At 44.1% G+C, this 19,250-nt stretch carries 18 protein-coding genes and 1 other annotated feature (1 of these 19 only partly in view); of the genes, 15 read left to right on the top strand and 3 right to left on the bottom strand.

The features are described from left to right. Positions 1-37, top strand: a binding site (T-box leader) (it extends 198 nt beyond the left edge of the window). A gap of 130 nt (positions 38-167) precedes the next feature. From NYE58_RS20505 to NYE58_RS20465, 9 genes are all read left to right on the top strand, one after another. Then, positions 168-1,034, top strand: coding sequence for a GNAT family N-acetyltransferase (locus NYE58_RS20505; RefSeq protein ID WP_076277041.1), 867 nt, complete (start codon positions 168-170; stop codon positions 1,032-1,034). Positions 1,035-1,234: 200 nt separating this feature from the next. Next, positions 1,235-1,795 carry a MarR family winged helix-turn-helix transcriptional regulator gene (locus NYE58_RS20500; RefSeq protein WP_076279322.1) on the top strand — a complete coding sequence of 187 codons (561 nt, stop codon included), beginning with the start codon at positions 1,235-1,237 and terminating at the stop codon, positions 1,793-1,795. Positions 1,796-1,911: 116 nt separating this feature from the next. Then, positions 1,912-2,415, top strand: coding sequence for a hypothetical protein (locus tag NYE58_RS20495; RefSeq protein WP_175619959.1), 504 nt, complete (start codon positions 1,912-1,914; stop codon positions 2,413-2,415). Between the two features lie 2 nt (positions 2,416-2,417). Beyond that, a complete protein-coding gene (locus NYE58_RS20490) occupies positions 2,418-3,284 on the top strand; it encodes an SDR family oxidoreductase (RefSeq protein WP_341002936.1) in 867 nt (288 codons plus the stop codon). Between the two features lie 549 nt (positions 3,285-3,833). Further along, complete coding sequence (locus NYE58_RS20485) at positions 3,834-5,975, top strand: peptide ABC transporter substrate-binding protein (RefSeq protein ID WP_076130036.1); 2,142 nt, start codon at positions 3,834-3,836, stop codon at positions 5,973-5,975. A gap of 75 nt (positions 5,976-6,050) precedes the next feature. Then, positions 6,051-7,013: an ABC transporter permease gene (locus NYE58_RS20480; RefSeq protein WP_036687660.1), complete on the top strand. Its 963-nt coding sequence runs from the start codon at positions 6,051-6,053 to the stop codon at positions 7,011-7,013. A gap of 36 nt (positions 7,014-7,049) precedes the next feature. Continuing rightward, the gene (locus tag NYE58_RS20475; protein ID WP_341002935.1) at positions 7,050-7,952 is read left to right on the top strand and encodes an ABC transporter permease; all 903 of its coding nucleotides are present in this window, start codon (positions 7,050-7,052) and stop codon (positions 7,950-7,952) included. A gap of 1 nt (position 7,953) precedes the next feature. Then, entirely contained in the window at positions 7,954-8,940 is a 987-nt protein-coding gene (locus tag NYE58_RS20470; protein ID WP_036687658.1) for an ABC transporter ATP-binding protein, read from the top strand. Beyond that, positions 8,930-9,886, top strand: a complete 957-nt coding sequence (locus NYE58_RS20465) for an ABC transporter ATP-binding protein (protein ID WP_076218222.1) — start codon at positions 8,930-8,932, stop codon at positions 9,884-9,886. Before NYE58_RS20470 ends, NYE58_RS20465 begins: the two co-directional genes overlap by 11 nt. A gap of 142 nt (positions 9,887-10,028) precedes the next feature. On the opposite strand, the gene NYE58_RS20460 is transcribed toward NYE58_RS20465, so the two are convergent. From NYE58_RS20460 to NYE58_RS20450, 3 genes are all read right to left on the bottom strand, one after another. Beyond that, complete coding sequence (locus tag NYE58_RS20460) at positions 10,029-10,736, bottom strand: DsbA family protein (protein WP_036687653.1); 708 nt, start codon at positions 10,734-10,736, stop codon at positions 10,029-10,031. Between the two features lie 108 nt (positions 10,737-10,844). Next, on the bottom strand, positions 10,845-11,591 hold the full coding sequence (locus tag NYE58_RS20455; RefSeq protein ID WP_076277039.1) for an HAD family hydrolase: 747 nt from the start codon (positions 11,589-11,591) through the stop codon (positions 10,845-10,847). A 36-nt stretch (positions 11,592-11,627) separates the two neighbouring features. After that, positions 11,628-12,545, bottom strand: a complete 918-nt coding sequence (locus NYE58_RS20450; protein ID WP_036687649.1) for an ArsR/SmtB family transcription factor — start codon at positions 12,543-12,545, stop codon at positions 11,628-11,630. 178 nt (positions 12,546-12,723) lie between these two features. Here NYE58_RS20450 and NYE58_RS20445 point away from each other — a divergent pair, with 178 nt between their 5' ends. The 6 genes from NYE58_RS20445 to NYE58_RS20420 all read left to right on the top strand — a co-directional run bounded on the left by NYE58_RS20445 (position 12,724) and on the right by NYE58_RS20420 (position 19,210). Next, the gene (locus NYE58_RS20445) at positions 12,724-13,860 is read left to right on the top strand and encodes an MFS transporter (RefSeq protein ID WP_341004285.1); all 1,137 of its coding nucleotides are present in this window, start codon (positions 12,724-12,726) and stop codon (positions 13,858-13,860) included. Positions 13,861-13,950: 90 nt separating this feature from the next. Further along, positions 13,951-14,676 carry a phosphonate ABC transporter ATP-binding protein gene (locus tag NYE58_RS20440; protein WP_036687647.1) on the top strand — a complete coding sequence of 242 codons (726 nt, stop codon included), beginning with the start codon at positions 13,951-13,953 and terminating at the stop codon, positions 14,674-14,676. 34 nt (positions 14,677-14,710) lie between these two features. Beyond that, a complete protein-coding gene (locus NYE58_RS20435; RefSeq protein WP_256719017.1) occupies positions 14,711-15,991 on the top strand; it encodes a hypothetical protein in 1,281 nt (426 codons plus the stop codon). After that, complete coding sequence (locus NYE58_RS20430; protein ID WP_036687642.1) at positions 15,984-16,682, top strand: response regulator transcription factor; 699 nt, start codon at positions 15,984-15,986, stop codon at positions 16,680-16,682. The genes NYE58_RS20435 and NYE58_RS20430 overlap by 8 nt, the downstream gene beginning before the upstream one ends. Further along, entirely contained in the window at positions 16,679-18,145 is a 1,467-nt protein-coding gene (locus NYE58_RS20425; protein WP_081387528.1) for a HAMP domain-containing sensor histidine kinase, read from the top strand. Before NYE58_RS20430 ends, NYE58_RS20425 begins: the two co-directional genes overlap by 4 nt. A 6-nt stretch (positions 18,146-18,151) precedes the next feature. After that, entirely contained in the window at positions 18,152-19,210 is a 1,059-nt protein-coding gene (locus tag NYE58_RS20420; RefSeq protein WP_081387185.1) for a GNAT family N-acetyltransferase, read from the top strand. Positions 19,211-19,250 lie beyond the last annotated feature (40 nt).

Raw genomic sequence — 19,250 nt, 5'->3', positions numbered from 1 at the left:
AATCAGGGTGGTAACGCGGAGCAACTCCGTCCCTAATGGGATGGGGTTTTTTGCGTCTTCATAAATTAATTATTAAATTGGCAGGCGAAAAATGAACAAACCGTAAGAAGAACAATTGGTTCGAAAAATCCGGTAAAACGTTGAGCAGATGAAAGGGGGATATTGCAATGCAATTCAAGTTGTATACGGATGTGTATGAGTTTTACAATGATACCTATGGTATGCTGATGCGTCATGAAGCACAAAATTTGATTCCTCTTGGCAATATCATAATTGGACATGAAGGAAAAGACAAAACAGACTGGCGTGACCCTGTAAATTGGCTTATGGTAACGATTTCAGATGCTAGGGGCATACAACTTACCGCCATAATGACACCGCCACACAATATTACGCTTTATGCAACAGACAACATAATTAACCCAGAAGCTATAAACTGTCTTGTAGATGGGCTGAAAGACCGTGAAATTCCAGGTGTGATGACCGAAAAAACCTTGGCAGAGTATTTTGCCAAAGAATATACTTTGCGCAAGGGAACAACCTTTAAAACAATCATGACCCAACGTATATATGAACTTACGGCAGTAAACCCAGACATTCAAAAGGTTGGTATCGTTCGATTGCTAGATGAAAAGGATATTCACTTTTTCCCTTACTGGGCTGAAGCATTTTATGCAGCGGGGAGTTATGGTAAAACAGAAATGTCCATCCCGCAAGATGCAGACCCTTACCTCTACCGAATAGCATCGAAAAAACTATATATTTTAGAGGACAACGGGATACCCGTTTCTATGGCAGGATATACAAGGGAGATGCAGACTGCTATTGGCGTAGCATTTGTATATACCCCTCCATATGAGCGCGGAAAGGGTTACGCAACTTCAATTGTGGCGCAAATAAGCCAACTTGCATTGGATAAAGGGTTTACTAGATGCGTCTTATATACCGACTTAGCAAATCCCACATCTAATAGCATTTATCAAAAGATAGGCTATATGCCAATCTGTGATTCGCTTCAGTTAAAATTTGAATAGTAGAATGATGCGGACAGAACTTCTACTACTTTAGAAAATAAGAGCAGAATATTCACTACGGATTGAAGATCTTGAAGGTCGATTGATCAAGCTTTGGGAGAAATATAGAGTTACAACCAAATCCAACTGTTTAACTCCGGGGTTGACGAGGTATAAAAAAATGTGTTGACACAAAAGTAGTTAGGGACCATACTACAAATATGAACAACAATAATAAAAAAATAAACGACATTGAGGCTATTCCCTCGCTTGTACAATCCAAGCGTCAGATTGATCGCTATAACCTAGACATAGACGCACAGGCTATACTCGTCGCGTCTAGGCTAATGGCAGCGGGAGCCATGCTTGGACACGCCTCGGAGATTCATTTCTCTAGATTCGGTTTATCAACAGGGCGTTATCGTTTATTGGCAGATCTTGAAGATAACGAAGGAGAAGAGTTGCCTTCGCAATTAGCGGAGCATCTAGGAGTTACACGTGCTACAGTGACTGGTCTTATCGACATTCTTGAACGAGATGGGCTAGTATCTCGGCGATTAAGCTCAGACGATGGCCGTCAGAAATCAGTTGTTTTAACGGAAGAAGGAGCGAAGAAGCTCCGTGAAATGGCTCCTGAGCATTTCGCTCGGCTGGAAGCTATGGTGGGGTTGCTCAACATCGAAGAACGCAGCGTATTTCTCGACTTGCTAGGTCGAGTTACACAAGGCATTTCAGCACTTACGGGCGAATTAGGCTCGAAACCAAAGGGGAAACATCAGTAATGAGTAGAATTGGGCTAGTGAAGCTAGCCTATTTTTACTCTTATATAGTTAGGTGCCTAATTATAGTTCGCTGAAATCAATCGTTGAACTATTTCAAAGAAGAAGGGAGCAAGTAAATGAACCAGATGAAATACCCGAATCAGACAGATGATGTTTACAGCATCAAGGCTGTTGGTTCCAAGAAAAAGACTTTTGTACTATGGCGTGAAGTTGTAATGGCCTATGCTGCTCCTGCCATTATGGCAGGTATCGGGGGATTGGTTACTGCAGATAGGGGGCTTCAAATAGCGGCATTGACCACTATTGGCGGTGCATCCGCCTTGATGGCCTTGATGATTGGACTTTTGTTGCATAGTCGAGTGGGCCATTTGCGATGGGTCATCGGTGCACCTCACTTGGTTGTGGTAGGGGTATTCGCAATGGCCGGGTCCTCATTTGGGCTATACGCTGCATGGGTGACATCTGTTGTAGTAGAAATTATGATACCGAGTAATCACTTGGTCTGGGTAAATCGTGTCTGGATCGATTTCCCGTTGTCTGGATTCATAGCGAGCACGATAGTGACATGGCGGTGGCGACTTGCCGTCACAACTAATTTTTCATCCAAAAGGAGAAGATAAAAATGATAGTTATTATGGGAGCAACAGGTACGATTGGAAGTGCGCTTTTGGAACGTTTGGTTGATCTTGGTGTACCTGTCAGGGCGCTGAGTAGAGAGCCAGAGAAGTTGCGTGATCAGATCGGAGAAAAAGGCCGATCAATTATCGAGGTCGCTTTTGTGGATGCTTCTGACCCTACATCGGTGCGCCGCGCGTTTACAGGTGCTAGCCAGCTCTTCCTTGCCATGTCCAACAGTCCAAGACAAATCGAATTGGAAACCTCAATCATTCAGATTGCCACCGAATCTGGAATCAAACATATCGTAAAAATATCCAGTCCAGCCTTTGAGCAGAGCGCTCCAGTGGCAGTGGCGGGCTGGCATCAAGAAATTGAGAACACGTTGAGGGTATCGGGTATCACCCATACCGTATTGCGCCCTTATGCGTTCATGCAAAATTTTATGCGCTTTGCACCAACGATCACAACCCAAAATGTTTTCTTCGGCTCTATGGGCGTTTCACCGTGTAACTTTATTGACTGTCGCGATATTGCAGACGTTGCCGTAGAAGTTCTGACCAACGACAAGGTATCAGGCCATATATATACGCTTACTGGTTCGGAGATTTTCAGTTATCCCCAGATCGCGAGTCGACTATCTGCCCTGCTTAATCGGCCGATAAGTTACATCAACATGGACCCTCAAGTACTACTCCGTAATCTTATTGAGCATGGGAATCTGCCTCCTTGGCTCGCGAACCACGTTGTGGAAATTCAAACCATGTCTAGGATGGTGCCAGAAAGTCCAAATGACACTGTGAAGCGTTTACTCGGCAGAGATCCACGCACACTAGACGCCTTTCTACATGAGTGTTTAGATAATTTCCGGTAGAGGCGGAGTCCACCTATTCTGATATTTGTATCGATAACAGTATTTTATTCCGATTCCCATATCTAAATGGTTCAGAGTGTATCCCAAAGGTCATAAAATGACTGCCGGGATGCACTCTTTTTATTATGTCCTAAGGAACTCAACTCATAGAACTAGTTCTTCTATAGCATTTATATCAGCATTACAAGAAATAAGCTAAAATTCGTCAATAAGTTAGTATTATTTACGAAATAACACTAAAAAAGCTAATAAAAAATTAACGAAAAATTCATATTATAAGATTAAGTTATATTAATAATAACTAGTTATGCTAACTAACGTAACATTTTTTCTTGACAATCTTTGTGGAAAATTTTAGAATGTAAGCGATTACTCTTAGTTTCCTAAGTGATATTCAAAAGAAGACATTCGTAAGTTCACAAACAAACATCGGAGTTTAAATTTAGGGGGGCAAAGCATGAAAAGGTGAAGGATAACATCATAGATAACAAGATAATAAAATGTTAGTTTTTTTGTTTCGTGACTATGTATGAGGGGGTTCACTTGAGGATGAAAAAAAAGAACGCGTTCTTAGCTCTACTTCTGTCATTTTCTTTGTTATCTGTGACTGCTTGCAGTAATTCCTCTAATAGTGCCAATGAGAACGGTAAAAATGCTGCAGGTAATAGCAATACTTCGGTAAAAGCAACCAGTGATGTAGGTCAAACGGCAGTTAAGAATGAGGGCGCTTCTGATCTTGAAATTAAAGCGGGAAGTTCGGTAACCGTTTTCAATCCAAAGATCCCGACGCTCGATCCTACACAATGGCAAGGACAAATTCTGGTAGGGCAAGGAACTTTGCTCGAAGGGCTTTATGGCTACAATCAGGATAATGAAATCGTTCCGAAAATTGCGACAGGTTATACCGTTTCCGATGACAAAAAAACTTGGACATTTACCCTCCGTAAAGATGCCAAATGGTCAAACGGCGATCCAGTAACCGCCCATGATTTTTATTTTTCTTATATGTATCAATTGGATCCAGCTAACACAACCGCACAACTTTGGCTAAGCGTACTTAATTTTGTGAAGAACGGATATGCATACCATGCCGGATCTGTAAGTAAAGAAGAAGTTGGTCTAAAAGTAGTTGATGATTACACGCTGGAAATTACGACCACGCTGCCTCACGCTATTCTGGGGGATATGGTTCTTTCCGGGTCGATGCCTATGAATCCTAAAGCGGTCGAAGCGAACCCTGGTAAGTGGTTTGAACCGGGGAATTTTGTGAGCAATGGCCCTTACATGGTTAAATCTTTTACACCTAACGGTGAACTGGTCATGGTGAGCAATCCGAATTATGTAGGTGCAGCCGGCCAGCTTAATCACGGCAATGTAGAGACCATCCATGTTCTTCCGGCGACAACCGTGCCGGTGGAGGATTATATGTCCGGCCATGCAGATGTCGTTCTAATCCAAAGCGCGTCTGATTTACAATACGTGAAGAAAACGGAGGAGCTAAAGTCCCAGCTGTATACTGCAGCGACTTATGCGATCAAATATTTGCTCTGGAGCAACCCGACAACGGAATCTCCATATGACAAAAAAGAGGTGCGCCAGGCTATCGCCAAAGCGATCCAGCGTAAACCGATCGTAGAATCGGTGCTGAACGGCATGGGCGGGGCGACCAATATCTTTGCTTCACCAGGTTGGCCAACGGAAAAACTGGAGCAAGGACTTCCGGAAGATCTCGAGGCAGCCAAACAATTATTGAAGGATGCTGGTTATGAAGGCGGTAAAGGTCTGCCAACCCTATCGTTGTATGTTGGGGTCAAGCAAGTAGATGCTCAGGGTGAACAAATCGCTTTGGCGTTAGGTCAATTACTGCAACAAAATCTTGGTATCAAAACAGAGCTAGTTCAGCTCAATGAGGCGCAGTTTAACGCTTATCAGTACAGCGGACCTCAGGGCGATGCAAAACCAGGCTTTATTCTGGCGTCGGGCGCAACCAACTGGAGTGAACCAGGAAGTTTGGACATGGGTGCAACGCAGCAACTATATTCCATAGGAACACTGGATGCCCCGCTAGAAGCTACGAAACAATTCGTGGATTGGACCAAGGAAACTTATTATAAACCGGCCATTGAAAAATATGGGGATCCGGATAATAAGAACGCCGGTGTGGAATGGAGCGACTGGGCAGCATTAGAAAAAGCTGCTAAAGAGGATATCGCCTTTTTGGATAAATGGACAGCAGAGCAGCCTGCAGATTGGCAGCCTTATTTGAAACAACCGGGGCTTCCAACGGCCGCTGAACAATGGCAACAGATTGTAGACCTTTGGAAAAATGCTAAAAATAACGATGAAAAACATGCCGCCTTTGTAACCGCTTGGACCTTCGTAGCACCAAACGCGCCAGGTGGCAAGTTGAATCAAAATGCACTTGATGTACAGGTATATTACAACAGTTATCAATCTGATACCTTAAGAGATTTGAGAATGTGGCAAGCGCAATTCGTAAATGCGCTGACCGTCGAAGACGCTGCTCCTATCGCGGCTAAGGTAGTTAATAACCTGCTCGAAGAAGCTTATGCTGTTCCGTTGTATTATCAACAGCAATACTTCTTGGTAAAACCCGGCATTACAGGAGTGCAATCAAATCCTTGGGCATGGGGCAACTTCTATGGGCTGCATCTTTTATCTGTAGAATAATCCTAAATGGGTTGAATAATTACCAATCACGGGCGCCAATTATGGTGCCCGTGAATCGGTAAAGGAGGGTCGGATTTGACCATATTGAAATTTATTTCAAAGCGCATTTTACAAATTATTATCACTTTAATCTTGGTCATTTCAGTTAGCTATACCATGATGTATTATTCACCTGGCGGTTTCATGAATACGAATACCATGGCTACGGCACTGGCTCCGCTGCAAGGGCAAAACCCTGTTCTCTATCAACAAGTCATGGACCAGTTTCAAAGCCGGTATGGTTTGAATTTACCGCTGTGGCAACAAATCATGAAGTATATTTGGCATCAATTAACCTTCGATTTCGGTAATTCGATGCAGAATCCGTCTTTGCAAATTGCGACTCAACTGAAGCAGGCTTTGCCGATCAGTACACTTTTGGCCTTTGGATCTGTTGTTCTTTCGGTAATTATCGGGGTTCCGCTTGGCATTATTGCAGCACTCAAACGTAACACTTGGATTGATTATGTTGTTAGCACCATCTCATTGACGGGTCAGGCTATTCCGGCATTTGTTCTCGCGGTGATTATGGTTTTGTTATTTGGTGTTGTGTTTCAAGGGATTCTGCCCGTAACGGGATGGGGTCACTGGAGGCAAGCAATTTTGCCGATTATTTGTTTATCTGCGGCGAATGTCGGTGTTGTTGCCAGATATATGCGGGGCAGTCTGATCGAAACCATGAGGTCGGATTTTATGCGAACCGCAAAAGCTAAGGGTGTCAAATATTGGCCGATGATTTTTAAGCATGGTGTCAAAAACTCGCTGACTGCGATGATAACCGTCATCGGACCTCAATTTGCTTTTACAGTGATGGGCACGATCTGGGTGGAGCAAATTTTCGCCATTCCAGCGCTTGGTCAGGTGATGCAGACGGCATTTACCAGTTTCGACTATCCGCTCGCCATCACATCTGTATTTCTGCTGGGATCCATGATTATGATTATGAATTTACTCGTTGACATTATTTATGCCTTTATTGATCCGCGTGTCAGATTATAAGCGGCACAGACTATACGAACCTAGGAGGGGGAGCAATTGGCTGGCACAGTTGCAGCAACTCAATCGGATGTAGCTTTGAAGAGAAAAAAGAATCTTCAGAGATCCCAGTTTTATCAAGGTTGGAAGCGATTTAAAAGACATCGTCTTGCCGTTATTGGTTTGGTCTGGGTTATCCTTTTTTTGATCGCGGGGATCATTGGACCTTGGGTGGCCCCATATGACTATCGCACGGGAGATTTTTTGGCTATCAATCAAGGGCCGACCTGGCAGCATATTTTTGGTACGGATAATGTGGGGCATGACATGTTCAGCCAGATTCTGTTCAGTGTTCGAAGCGCTCTGATTATTGCTTTTGGCGCGACTTTGGTCAGCTTCATTATCGGGATCATATTGGGCTTGTGGGCCGGATTGCGCGGCGGAATCGCCGATATGATTATTATGCGTGCTGTGGATTTTATGATGACCTTGCCGGGATTTTTGTTCGCCTTGATATTAGTCATTATGCTGGGACGTGGGTATTTATCTTTGATTCTAGCAATTGGAATTCCGGGTTGGGCGGGGTATGCACGCTTGATCCGAAGTCTGGTCCTAAGAATGCGGGACGGGGAGATGGTGGAAGCGGCAAGAGCGTTAGGCGCATCTCAGGCGCATATTGCCAGACGGTATATGTTGCCGAATGTTATCGGCAGTATGGGTGTCTCTCTCGCTTTCGGGATTCCCGGTGATCTCATCCAGATTGCAGGCTTAAGTATTTTTGGCATGGGGCTTCGGCCGCCAATCCCTTCATTTGGGAGTATGATTGCTCAAGCCAGTGAGAATATTCTCGGCTTTCCATGGCTGCTGTATTTTCCGGCAGGTATCTTTGCAATAACCTTGCTTTCGTTTCTGTTTGTAGCAGACGGTCTCCAGGAAGCATTCAGTCCGAAAGGAGGCAATTAATATGGGTGAACCGCTACTTTCTATTGATGACCTTCATGTGAAGTTCTCCCGCAGTGAAGATGAAGTTTATGCCGTAAACGGCGTCAGTTTTTCGATCAATGAAAATGAATCCTTGGGGATTGTTGGTGAAAGTGGCTCCGGTAAGTCAGTTACATTGATGTCATCAATTGGGCTCATCCGTGAAAATGGAAAAATAACATCGGGGACAGCTCAGTTTAATGGTAAGGACTTACTTAAAATGCGTCCCAAACAATTAGAAGATATTCGTGGACGTGACATCGGCGTTGTTTTTCAAGATCCGATGACCAGCTTGAACCCGATCATGCGTATCGGGGATCAAATAATGGAAGCCATGCTGACACATCAATATGCAAACCGGAAGGAAGCTTTTGACCGAACCATTCAGCTCTTGCATGAAATGGGGATTCCGGATCCTAAATCACGGTTTAAAAGTTATCCTCACGAATTTTCCGGGGGGATGCGCCAACGTATCATGATTGCTATTGCTTTGGCATGTGAACCGCAATTATTGATTGCCGATGAGCCAACAACCGCGCTTGATGTCACTGTGCAGATGCAGATTCTTGCACTATTGCAGGAATTACGCAGAAAACATGGGATGAGCGTAGTGATGGTAACGCATGATTTTGGCCTTGCGACCAACTTTTGTGACAAAATCATCGTGATGTACGGGGGCCAAATCATGGAGAAAGCCACTACGGACAAGTTCATAAGTGAGGCGGCGCATCCCTATTCACTTGGATTGAAACGCTCCATTATCGAAGTGGGCCACAAGGGAAAAGAAATAATGCCTATTCCAAAGACGGCAAAGACACTTACACAGACATTGACCGGCTGCCCATTTGCCGATCGTTGCTTCTATACAACTGAACGGTGTCAGAATGAAGTTCCCAAGCTTCGTGATTTTAGCACCGATCATCAGATCGCCTGCCATCATGCTGAGGAGGTCGCTTCCTATGCCCAATAATCCGCTCTTGCGCGTAGAAAATGTCTCGAAAACTTTTCGGGTACAAGGAAAAAAGCTGCATGCCATCGAGAATGTTTCTTTTACCCTGGAAGCGGGGAAAACACTGGGGCTTGTTGGGGAAAGTGGCTCAGGAAAATCAACCTTAGGGCGAATGGTTCTGCGTCTACTCGAATCTGACAAAGGAAAAATATTTTTTGAGGACGTGGAGCTCTCAAAGGCAAATAAAGAGAAGCTGCGGGCGATGCGCCGGGATATGCAAATTATTTTCCAGGATCCCAAGGCGAGTCTCAGTCCGAGAATGACGGTAGGAGACGCTATTGAAGATGCAATGGCTATCCACAAAATTGGAACTAAAGTAAGCCGGCATGAGCGTGTGATCGAATTACTTGAGCGGGTCGGTTTGCCTTCTGAAGTCCAATACGCTTATCCGCATGAACTGTCAGGTGGACAATTGCAGCGGGTTGGGATTGCCAGAGCGTTGTCACTGAATCCCAAATTGCTCATTTGTGATGAACCGGTGTCCGCATTGGATGTATCTATTCAGGTTCAAGTCATTCAACTACTAAAGGATTTGCAGAAGGAGTTTAACCTGACTTATATCTTTATTTCGCATAATTTGGCAGTAGTGGAGTATTTGAGTGATGAAATCGCGGTTCTTTATTTAGGAGAGGTGGTTGAGCAAGCTCCGGCGGATGAATTGTTCAAGAAACCTACGCATCCTTACACGCAGGTCCTGCTAAATTCGATTTTGAAGATTCCGGATAGTGTGGAGCAGAAGCAGCAGATGGTATCGATTCAAGGCGAGGTGCCATCACCGCTTAATCCACCAAGTGGCTGCACTTTTCATCCGCGGTGTTCTTTTGCCTCGGATGTATGTATGGCTGTCAAGCCTGAACGGAAAATCGTGTCAGAAGGCCATAGTGCCGTGTGTCATTTGGTAGAATAAGCAGTGGCTTAATTAAGTAATCAGCAGATGACTTCTGTATATCACAGAAGTCATCTTTTTTAATTCATACACACAAAAAAGCCCTATAAGCTGTTCACTTTTTTCAAAGTGAACAGCTTATAGGGCGCAGTTTAAAGACTGATTACTGCTTGTCAATCGCTGCTGCTAACCCTTCATAGGAAGAATCCTGAAGCAGCACTCCGTTCACCATAAATTTAGGAGTACCGTTGACTCCGTAGGAACCAGCGATCTTAAAGTCTTCTTTTACATCGAACATGTAGGTATGATTCTTGAGATCTGTTTCAAATTGGGCGTAATCAATGCCCTCGATGTTATTCTTAACGAATTTTAAAATGAATTTCTGAGTGGCCCAAATTTCGCTCTCATCGCCTTGATTAGCGTACAGCTTATGAAGGTATTCCCAGAACTTCTCGTTGCTTTGCTTGTAGATGGCTTCGCCGGCGCTAGCAGCAAGATAAGAGTCCCGGTCCAAAAATGCAAAGTTCATGAAGAAAAGTTCCACTTTTCCGGTATCTACGTAGTCTTTAATAAAAGTATCCAGATACTTTTCAGTCCACATTTTGCAGGCGGGACATTTGAAATCTGCGAATTCGATAACTTTAACTTTGGCATCAGGACTTCCAAGATGAGGTTGCTTCTCATATTTCAGCCCATCAACAACAATGCTTCCCTTTACGTCGGTGTAGTTGGGTAGATCTGCTGTATCATCAGTCTTATTGCTTAAGATGAAAACAATTACAGCGAGAAGGATTACAACAACGACACCTAATATCATGGGAAGCAAAGGTCTTTTGGTCTGAGATTGTTTAGCTGACACTTTCTTATTCATATCTCACCTCCTAGACAATATAGGAATACTATAAAAATAGTATAATCATCCAGTAGGTAGTGAAGATATGTCATTTGTAACAATGCTACGTAACGTTGTAGCTAGTTATTAGTTTTTGAATTTAGCGGCTGAGCGAATGACAGGGGGCACCTCGTGGATGGCCGAAATAGTCATCACGGCTTGCTGCATCTCTTGCTCCAGCTCGATAAGGTTATAGCTCCATTCATTTTGCTGCTTCAGGTAAATACTGTTGATGCCTGCGGTAACTGCGGGAAGTACATCTGTACGTAACGAGTTGCCAATCATCCAGGTACGTTTGCGGTCAAAGCTTTGGGTAGCCAAAATATTTTCAAGCGCCTCAACATTTTTATGCTTCCGAATATAGATACGATCGTCAAAATAAGCATCCAGCTTCATTTGTTCAATTTTACGTTGCTGAATGGTGTCGTCCCCGCCAGTATACAAGAATAAATGATGACCCTCTTGCTTCAGCGTATCGAGTGTTTCAACCATGCCAGGGTAAGCTTCAATTTCTTGGTCATAGACGCTTAGGCCGAGCTTGTGTAATTGCTGCTCTTGAAAGCGATCTGTCGGACGGTTATATTTGGCGCAGAAATAACGGTAGGTGGCGATTAAGGATTTAGGGAAGTTGTCGCTGGCCAGGCCACTTGTGTTGACGGTATCAACATCAATTTCTATTTGCTTGCTGCGTAATTCACTGGTGCTTGGCCCAAACTCATTAAACCAATCAGTCATGAGCTCGAAATATTGTCCTAAAATTAAATCGAAATATTTGTTGCAGTGAACCAGCGTATCATCTAGATCGAAAATTACTTGTTGAGTTGTGTATTTCATATCTCTCACTCCTTGGATCTGTATCTGTATAGTGTTCTATAGGTGAATATAAGATTCTAGAAACATTTGAAGCTCAGAAGCGCCGTCTGGACGGATACTGAAGCGCTCGTCTTGTTCCCCGCGAAGATGGATACGGAGTAAACCGGCTACGCGTAGGATCATTAGGTGATGCATAAGCATTTCTCTGGATTGATTTAGATCGGACTGCATCTCCCATAGAGATTTGGGTTCATGGGCGACATACCGAAGCAATCGGAGTCTGGTTGGATCTGACAGCGCCTTGGTCATGCGCAATAGCACCATCGGTGGTTCATTTTCATCTTCCAATGGCACATCTACAGGATACTGTACAATCACCATAGTTTTGTAGAAGCAGTAGGTGTTGATTGGTCGATTATGAACGGTAGGCAATAATACTATAGTCTTAAGATCCCGTATATCCTCGAAAACTACACCACCGGATGCATATTCAATTAAAGAAATAGGGTCCATTTTGCTTTCCAGCATTTTTTTCTCAGAGGCATCTTCAATTAATAACGGTAAAATCTTGTGTTCTACATGACGAAAATATTGCTCATACCAGAGTCTAAGAAGCGGACTATAGCTGCTCTTGATCCGGGAAGCTTCATCTATGGTGAAATCATGAATTAACGGTGCGATCTGCTGATAACACTCTTCTATAGAAGCTGAATCCAGATCATCCAGGAAATGCAGCACTGATGTTGCGGGCCCTCGGCTGTAAACCCAAGCATATAACACATCATAATCTGTAAATGGCCACTCGGCAGCTTGCATGAGAGCTGTTACTTTATGAGGAGTAATGCGATCTTCCACATCACTAACCCAGTGGGGACCGAGGTCTAGATTGGAGATCCATTTTCTGGTTACATATATCATAAAACTGTCCAACAGTTCATAAACCGGCGATACGTCGATTTTTAATTCGTAATCCATGTAACATGCACCCCCAGAAATCCGTAACTTCTACATATTATCTCTTGTTTTGAAGAGGGTTGTCCACTATAATGTTCGGTGTTTGCCAATTGGCGTTAGATCACATCATTGTTTTTATTATAGGGGGATATCATCCGTGTCAGACCGGCTTAAAGTATCTGTACGAAGTAATAGCAAAATGACTTTCATGATTCTTATTACCGCTACTATAGCCGCAGGGCTTAGCCAAGGGCTGTTGCTGCCCATTCTATCCATTCTTTTGGAGCAAAAAGGAGTCTCCTCGTCACTGAACGGATTGAATGCTGCTGCACTATACATAGGATCATTTGGAATGACCTTGATTGCTGAACGTGTTCTTGGAGCGGTTGGATTTAAAAAATTGATAGCTGGTGGGATTAGTTTAGTCTTAGTAAGCTTGCTCATGTTTCCCTTTTTTACAGGGATCAAGGTATGGTTTGTATTGCGTCTGCTTGTGGGTGTAGGCGATGCTGCCATTAATTACGGGGCCCAGCTTTGGGTTCTGCTTATGACTCCTGCCGAGCATCGCGGGCGTAATCTTTCACTATATGGTATGTCCTATGGTCTGGGTTTTAGCTTGGGACCACTTGGGATTAGTCTGCTGCGTTATGGACAGGCAGTGCCTTTTATTGTTCTCGCATTTCTATTTTTGTTAGTCTTAATCCTTGTGACTACAATTCTGCCGGATTCCCGGCCAGATAAAGCGGAGAGTGGTGAAAGCCAGGTTCGCCGTTTCGGTCGTTGTTACAGCTTAGCCTGGTTCGCTTTAATTCCAGCCCTTTTATATGGCTTTATGGAAGCCAGCTTAAATAGCAGCTTTCCGGTATATGGTCTGCGTATCGGTTACAGCACAGATCAAATTGCAGCGTTATTACCTTTTGCGGGGATTGGAGGACTGCTTCTGCAGTTTCCATTAGGTCTGTGGAGCGACCGGTTTGGCCGCAAGCGGGTACTGATTATTGCCGGGATCGGAGGCGGGATCGCCTTTGCGATGTTGCCGCTGGCAGGTGATCATTTTACATTGACAATGGTGCTTCTGATGATCGCAGGAGGACTAGTAGGTTCCTTTTTCTCTTTAGGTCTAAGTCTGGCTGCGGATATTTTACCAAGACATCTACTGCCTGCTGCCAATGTGGTTGCTTCTTTCCATTTTAGTATTGGCAGTATTATCGGCCCCGGCATTGGTGGTTTGTTGCTGCAAGTGGGCTTAAGCGGCGGTATTTTCGCCCTGATGGGTGGTTTATATATCGTGTTCGGCTTGCTGGGGTTATTATTCTCGCCACAACCTAGAAATTGAGGTAAGATAAGAACGAGTGCTCGCATGGAAATTGAACTCACATTCAGAGTACACTATAGATTATAGATGAAGACAGGGAGAGGCTGAACTATGATCACAGTTGAACACTTAGCCAAGGCAGTTGGGGAAGACAAAAATCCGGTCCTGCAGGATATAGGATTTCAATTAGAGCCGGGTGAACTCGTAGCCATACTTGGAGCGAGTGGGAGCGGTAAGACCACTTTATTACGCTGTTTAGCGCTGCGAGAGAAGTGGGACAGAGGGAATTTTAGAGTGGACGGTACGGATATTATGGCGAGTGCCTTTTCCGGAAAAAGAAAAATTCGACGGGAGTGGGCTTACCTGGAGCAGAATGCAGAGCTCAATCCTAACCGCACAGCGCTGAAAAACGTGCTGATCGGCCAGTCCGCACAGACGCCAATGTGGCGTATGGTTACAGGGATGGTTCGTTCAGATGATTATATGGGTGCGATGGATGAATTAGATGCCCTTGGACTTCTAGACAAAGCGAAGATGAAGACTAGCCAGCTAAGCGGTGGAGAACGTCAGCGTGTAGCGATTGCTAGAGCATTAACTCATGGTGCCAAAGTAATTCTAGCGGATGAACCGGTTACGGGTCTGGACCCCAAATCGGCAGAAAGTGTATTGGAAACTTTGCGCAGACTGTGTAAAGAGACGGGTCTTACCGTAGTGACGGTGCTGCCTATTGAACTGGCTGAACGTTTCGCTTCACGTATATGGGTACTAGAAGATGGACGAATTAAGCATGATATAAAGGGACGTAGATTAACGTCTCAGGAACGCGCAAATTTGTAAAGTTCGGACACGGATAAGGAAAAGAGTGATGAGGTTGAGTATAAAAAGTCTTAGGTGCCTGGCAGCTGCAACACTGTCGTTATCCGTACTTTCGGGTTGTACTTTCATCAGTGATCCTGTTTCGAAGATGAAAGCTCCGCAGCTGTCTGCTGACAAAGCAACACTTATGGCTGCTATTAATTCACATATTCCAGCGGGTACGGAGTTGATCCGCCCGGTTAATGATGAGAGCTCAATTTTCACAGAGGATCTCAATAACGATGGAATTATGGAGTCGTTGGTGTTCTATAGAACGCCAAGCGAAGCTGTAGAGATTCACGGGATGATCTTAGAGAAGCAAGGAGATGCCTGGGTCAAAAAGCTTGTTTTTGATGGGGATGGAACTATGCTGGAGTCCGTCGATCTGAAAGATATGACAGGTGACGGGAAGCTGAATATCATTACAGGTTATTCACGCGGGGAAGAAAAAGGCCTCGTCGTGTATAGCTATTCCAGCGGATCATTGGAAGAAGTGCTTTCACTTCCTTACACCAAATATATGCTTGATGATCTTAACAAGGATGGAATTGAAGACATCACCGTTGTTTATTTTAAAAGAAATGAATTTGCAACCATTTCGATCTATCAGTACAATGATGGCTTTAAGGTGCTCGATAAGATTGAGGATATCGATCCGTATTTTTCTAATTATTACAATATTGTCGCAGGAAAGATTGCCAAGGATAAAGAAGGAATCGTATTAGACGCTTCGGTGGATTTCCAATCCGCCTACAGCTTAATGGTTCTTATGGAGCATAACAAGCTGCGTGTGGTTTTGCCAGGTGATACGAGGACTTACAAAGATCGTCTGATTGCAAGCGAAGATATCGATCATGATGGCATTATTGAAGTTGGATTGCTTGAAGCGCCAAAAGGATGGGAGTATTTCGACCCCGCAGATATTCCTTATTTCACCTCCTATTATAAATGGGATGGAAAAGATGGCCTAACCTTTGCAGTCCAGCTATATCGTGATCCATCGGATCGCTTTACTATTAATTTTGATCCAGAGCTGCATGGAAAGGTAAGTATTGACACGAAATCTGTTCTGGATAAAAACCTTAAATTCATCATGACCGATACCGGAGAGACTTTTGCTGAGGTTTCCTTCTTTTCTCCTTCGGAATGGGATAAGGCTAAGAATGAAGGCTGGGAGCTGCTTGGGCGGGATTCAGATAAAGTCATCGGCTACCGTGGTGAGCTAGAACAAAGTACAACTAAAGAAGGAAGCAATAAGATTGCCTCCCCTATTGAAAGGAAGGGAATAGATGAGTAAAGTTCTGATATTGGAAGATGAAGAATCCATTCGCAGTTTCATAGTCATTAATTTGAAGCGTAATGGTTTCGAAGTGCTGGAGGCTGCTGACGGGAATGAAGCATTGCATAAATTAACCACTATACCTGATATTGATATTGCGTTATTGGATGTTATGGTTCCCGGCATTGATGGATTTGAAGTTTGTAGACGGATTAGGGAGACTAATGAACGCTTGGGAATTATTTTTCTTACCGCCAAGGTTCAGGAGCAGGATAAAGTTTACGCTTTGTCCGTAGGTGCAGATGATCATGTTAGTAAGCCATTTAGCCCAACGGAGCTAATTGCACGTATTCAATCTTTGCTGCGCCGTGTAAATGTGCATCGTGAACAGTCGGCCAAGGTTTCTTTTCATTCGGGGCCTTTCAGCTTGGATCTTATTACCAAACAATTCAAACGTGATAATGTAGCCATTGAACTGACGCCTACGGAGTTCTCTCTGATTCAATTCTTTCTTGAAAAGGAAAACACTCCACTTAGCCGCGATCTTCTGTTGGATCATGTGTGGGGCAAGGAGTATATGGGTGATCCCAAAATTGTAGATGTAAATATCCGGCGCTTACGCCAGAAGATTGAGAACAATCCTTCGGAGCCGGAATTTTTGCAGACTGTATGGGGGCACGGATATAGATGGAAAGGCCAAGGACAATGATTAAGAAGGGGATGCGCAGACAGATTGTTCTGCACTACATTCTTGTAGTTTTTTTGGCGCTTCTCCTCGTAGAAGTTATCTTCCTGCTGGCCATCAGAACATATTATTATGACAGTGTATACAGCAAGATTAAAAATCACATTTCTGTTTCAGAGTCGTTTTTTCAAAAGAACATGATACCCAGCGATAATAGCATCTATCTGCTACAAGAAGTACTGGAGAGGTTCTCATTGAGCAAGACGGAGCTGGAAATCTTATCGCTAAATGGGGATATCATCACTAGTTCCACTGGCTTTCAACCGGATCGGACCATTACGACCAGTGATGTACCAGAAGCCGTTGGCGGCAGCGTTGGGCGCTGGGTAGGGCGTCAGGCAGGCACGAATGAGAGCGTGATGGCGGTTTCCAAAATGCTGCAGATTCATGGACAGGATAAGTATGTCCTAAGGTATATTACTTCACTAGAACAAATCAATAATGATTTGCTTAATCTAACTTTATTGTCCACTGCTATTGCTGCAGCTGTTATGGCTGTAGTTGTTGGGTTTAGCTTCGGACTGGCCAACTCAATTGTGAAGCCGCTGAATAATATTACGGCAGTTTCAGCTCAGATGGCGAAGGGGAGATTCAACGTACGGATTAAGGGAGACTATAAATTTGAGATTGGTGATTTGGCTTCAACGCTGAATTATATGGCTCAGGAAATTGTACGCAGTAATCAGATTAAGGATGATTTTATCTCGTCCATTTCTCACGAGCTGCGGACACCTCTTACAAGTATCAAGGGCTGGAGTGAAACCTTGGTATCCGGCGGGTATGATCCGGAGGAGACAAAACTTGGAGTCAGCATCATTTCCAAAGAAAGTGAACGCCTGATTGGGCTGGTGGAAGAAATTCTCGACTTTTCTAAGCTGCAGCAGAACCAGATGAAGCTGTCGATTGGGGTTGTAGATGTAAAGGTACTGCTGCAAGAGACGATACTGAATGTTTGGGCTAAAGCGGAAAAGAAACGAATACATCTGTTGCTGGAATGTGAAGATGCGATCTTTGTTAAAGGGGATGCCAATCGGCTAAAACAGGTATTCTTAAACTTGGTAGACAATGCAGTGAAGTTCTCACATGAAGATTCCAGTATTGAACTGTCAGCAAAGAGACTGTCTGCTACAGAAACAGCGATTATGGTACGAGACAGCGGGATAGGGATTAGTGAAGCACATATATCCAGAGTGAAGGACCGTTTCTTTCAAGTGGATGCACTTAATGGAGGAACAGGCTTGGGGTTAGCGATTTCACAGCAACTTGTAGAACTTCATAATGGGACACTTGATATGGTAAGTGAGCTTGGAAAAGGAACGGAAGTTACCGTCATCTTGCCTCTTACAGAACCACAGCCGGAAGTTATCACAGAAGAGGTAACTCAAGTGACAGCTACCTTTCCTGAATTAGATGATTGGGAGGCCTAACGTGAGATGGGGGTAACGAAGAATTCGATCCGTATAGTTCGTGGAGAGCCAGATCGGGTTAGCGACATCTTGAGGCTACTGCAAGAAGCGGCGGGGTGGATGGAGCTTAATGGAATTAAGCAATGGACACCCGGACAATTTACCGAGACCGATATAGCAGGATATTTTGCTGACAGACATGTTTATTTAGCCCTTGACGATGGGGCTGTAGTTGGCATGTTCACGTTGCAATTCAGTGATCCACAGTACTGGGGCAGTAAAAATGATGAGTCCTACGCTTATTTGCACCGATTGGCTGTGAAAGACTCCCACCGCGGCCGAGGACTTGGACAGCAAATGCTTAAATATGCAGTAGTTCTAGCCAAAGATCTAGGCTGTAAGAGCCTTAGGTTTGACACTGTGGCACATAACATTAAGCTCAATCGTTATTATCAGAGCATGGGTTTTCACTACATGGGCACTAACGATATGGGAAATGGTCGTTTAGTGAACTTATATGAACATTTTGAGGAAGGTGCTGAGTCAGACCGTCTGATTCTCAGATTTATATCAGAATCTGATTTTGAACACTTAAAGCGCTGGAGTGTTTCTCCAGAGTATCTGAAGCAGTGGGCAGGACCTTCGCTAACTTATCCTTTAGAGGATGAGCAGCTTGTTAAATACTTAAAGGATGCTAATCATCCAGGCTTATCCGATCGTCTTATCTTCTGTGCAATTCAAGAAGCTACGCAGCAGGTAGTGGGCCATATTAGCTTTTCAGCCATTGACCGGGTTAATCGTTCTGCACGTATCGGCAGGGTAGTAGTAGATCCTGAGTTTCAAGGTAAAGGCATTGGTAAACGGATGATGCAAGAGATGCTTCGAATCGGATTTGAAGGTCTGGACCTGCATCGTCTGTCTCTGGGTGCTTTCGATTTCAATACGGCTGCCCTGAAAGCTTATGAAGCTGTTGGCTTTAAGCGGGAGGGTGTTCAACGTGAGTCTGCTTTATTCGGTGAGCAATATGTAGATTGTGTGGAAATGAGCATATTAGACAGAGAATGGACGGCTAGCCGTAATTCATAAAATCACTAATTCCTTACAACCGAAGGGGCTGTTGCTCTGG

The sequence above is a fragment of the Paenibacillus sp. FSL L8-0708 genome (assembly GCF_038009325.1).
Classification (GTDB): domain Bacteria; phylum Bacillota; class Bacilli; order Paenibacillales; family Paenibacillaceae; genus Paenibacillus_AQ; species Paenibacillus_AQ odorifer.
This window is presented reverse-complemented; position numbering and strand designations above follow the sequence as displayed.

Excerpts from the sequence above, each read along its gene's own strand:
- NYE58_RS20440 (WP_036687647.1), top strand. The coding sequence starts at position 13,951 with ATGATCACAGTTGAACACTTAGCCAAGGCAGTTGGGGAAGACAAAAAT.
- NYE58_RS20470 (WP_036687658.1), top strand. The coding sequence starts at position 7,954 with ATGGGTGAACCGCTACTTTCTATTGATGACCTTCATGTGAAGTTCTCC.
- NYE58_RS20505 (WP_076277041.1), top strand. The coding sequence starts at position 168 with ATGCAATTCAAGTTGTATACGGATGTGTATGAGTTTTACAATGATACC.
- NYE58_RS20425 (WP_081387528.1), top strand. The coding sequence starts at position 16,679 with ATGATTAAGAAGGGGATGCGCAGACAGATTGTTCTGCACTACATTCTT.
- NYE58_RS20465 (WP_076218222.1), top strand. The coding sequence starts at position 8,930 with ATGCCCAATAATCCGCTCTTGCGCGTAGAAAATGTCTCGAAAACTTTT.
- NYE58_RS20500 (WP_076279322.1), top strand. The coding sequence starts at position 1,235 with ATGAACAACAATAATAAAAAAATAAACGACATTGAGGCTATTCCCTCG.
- NYE58_RS20420 (WP_081387185.1), top strand. The coding sequence starts at position 18,152 with ATGGGGGTAACGAAGAATTCGATCCGTATAGTTCGTGGAGAGCCAGAT.
- NYE58_RS20485 (WP_076130036.1), top strand. The coding sequence starts at position 3,834 with ATGAAAAAAAAGAACGCGTTCTTAGCTCTACTTCTGTCATTTTCTTTG.
- NYE58_RS20450 (WP_036687649.1), bottom strand. The coding sequence starts at position 12,545 with ATGGATTACGAATTAAAAATCGACGTATCGCCGGTTTATGAACTGTTG.
- NYE58_RS20430 (WP_036687642.1), top strand. The coding sequence starts at position 15,984 with ATGAGTAAAGTTCTGATATTGGAAGATGAAGAATCCATTCGCAGTTTC.
- NYE58_RS20490 (WP_341002936.1), top strand. The coding sequence starts at position 2,418 with ATGATAGTTATTATGGGAGCAACAGGTACGATTGGAAGTGCGCTTTTG.
- NYE58_RS20445 (WP_341004285.1), top strand. The coding sequence starts at position 12,724 with ATGACTTTCATGATTCTTATTACCGCTACTATAGCCGCAGGGCTTAGC.
- NYE58_RS20460 (WP_036687653.1), bottom strand. The coding sequence starts at position 10,736 with ATGAATAAGAAAGTGTCAGCTAAACAATCTCAGACCAAAAGACCTTTG.
- NYE58_RS20495 (WP_175619959.1), top strand. The coding sequence starts at position 1,912 with ATGAACCAGATGAAATACCCGAATCAGACAGATGATGTTTACAGCATC.
- NYE58_RS20455 (WP_076277039.1), bottom strand. The coding sequence starts at position 11,591 with ATGAAATACACAACTCAACAAGTAATTTTCGATCTAGATGATACGCTG.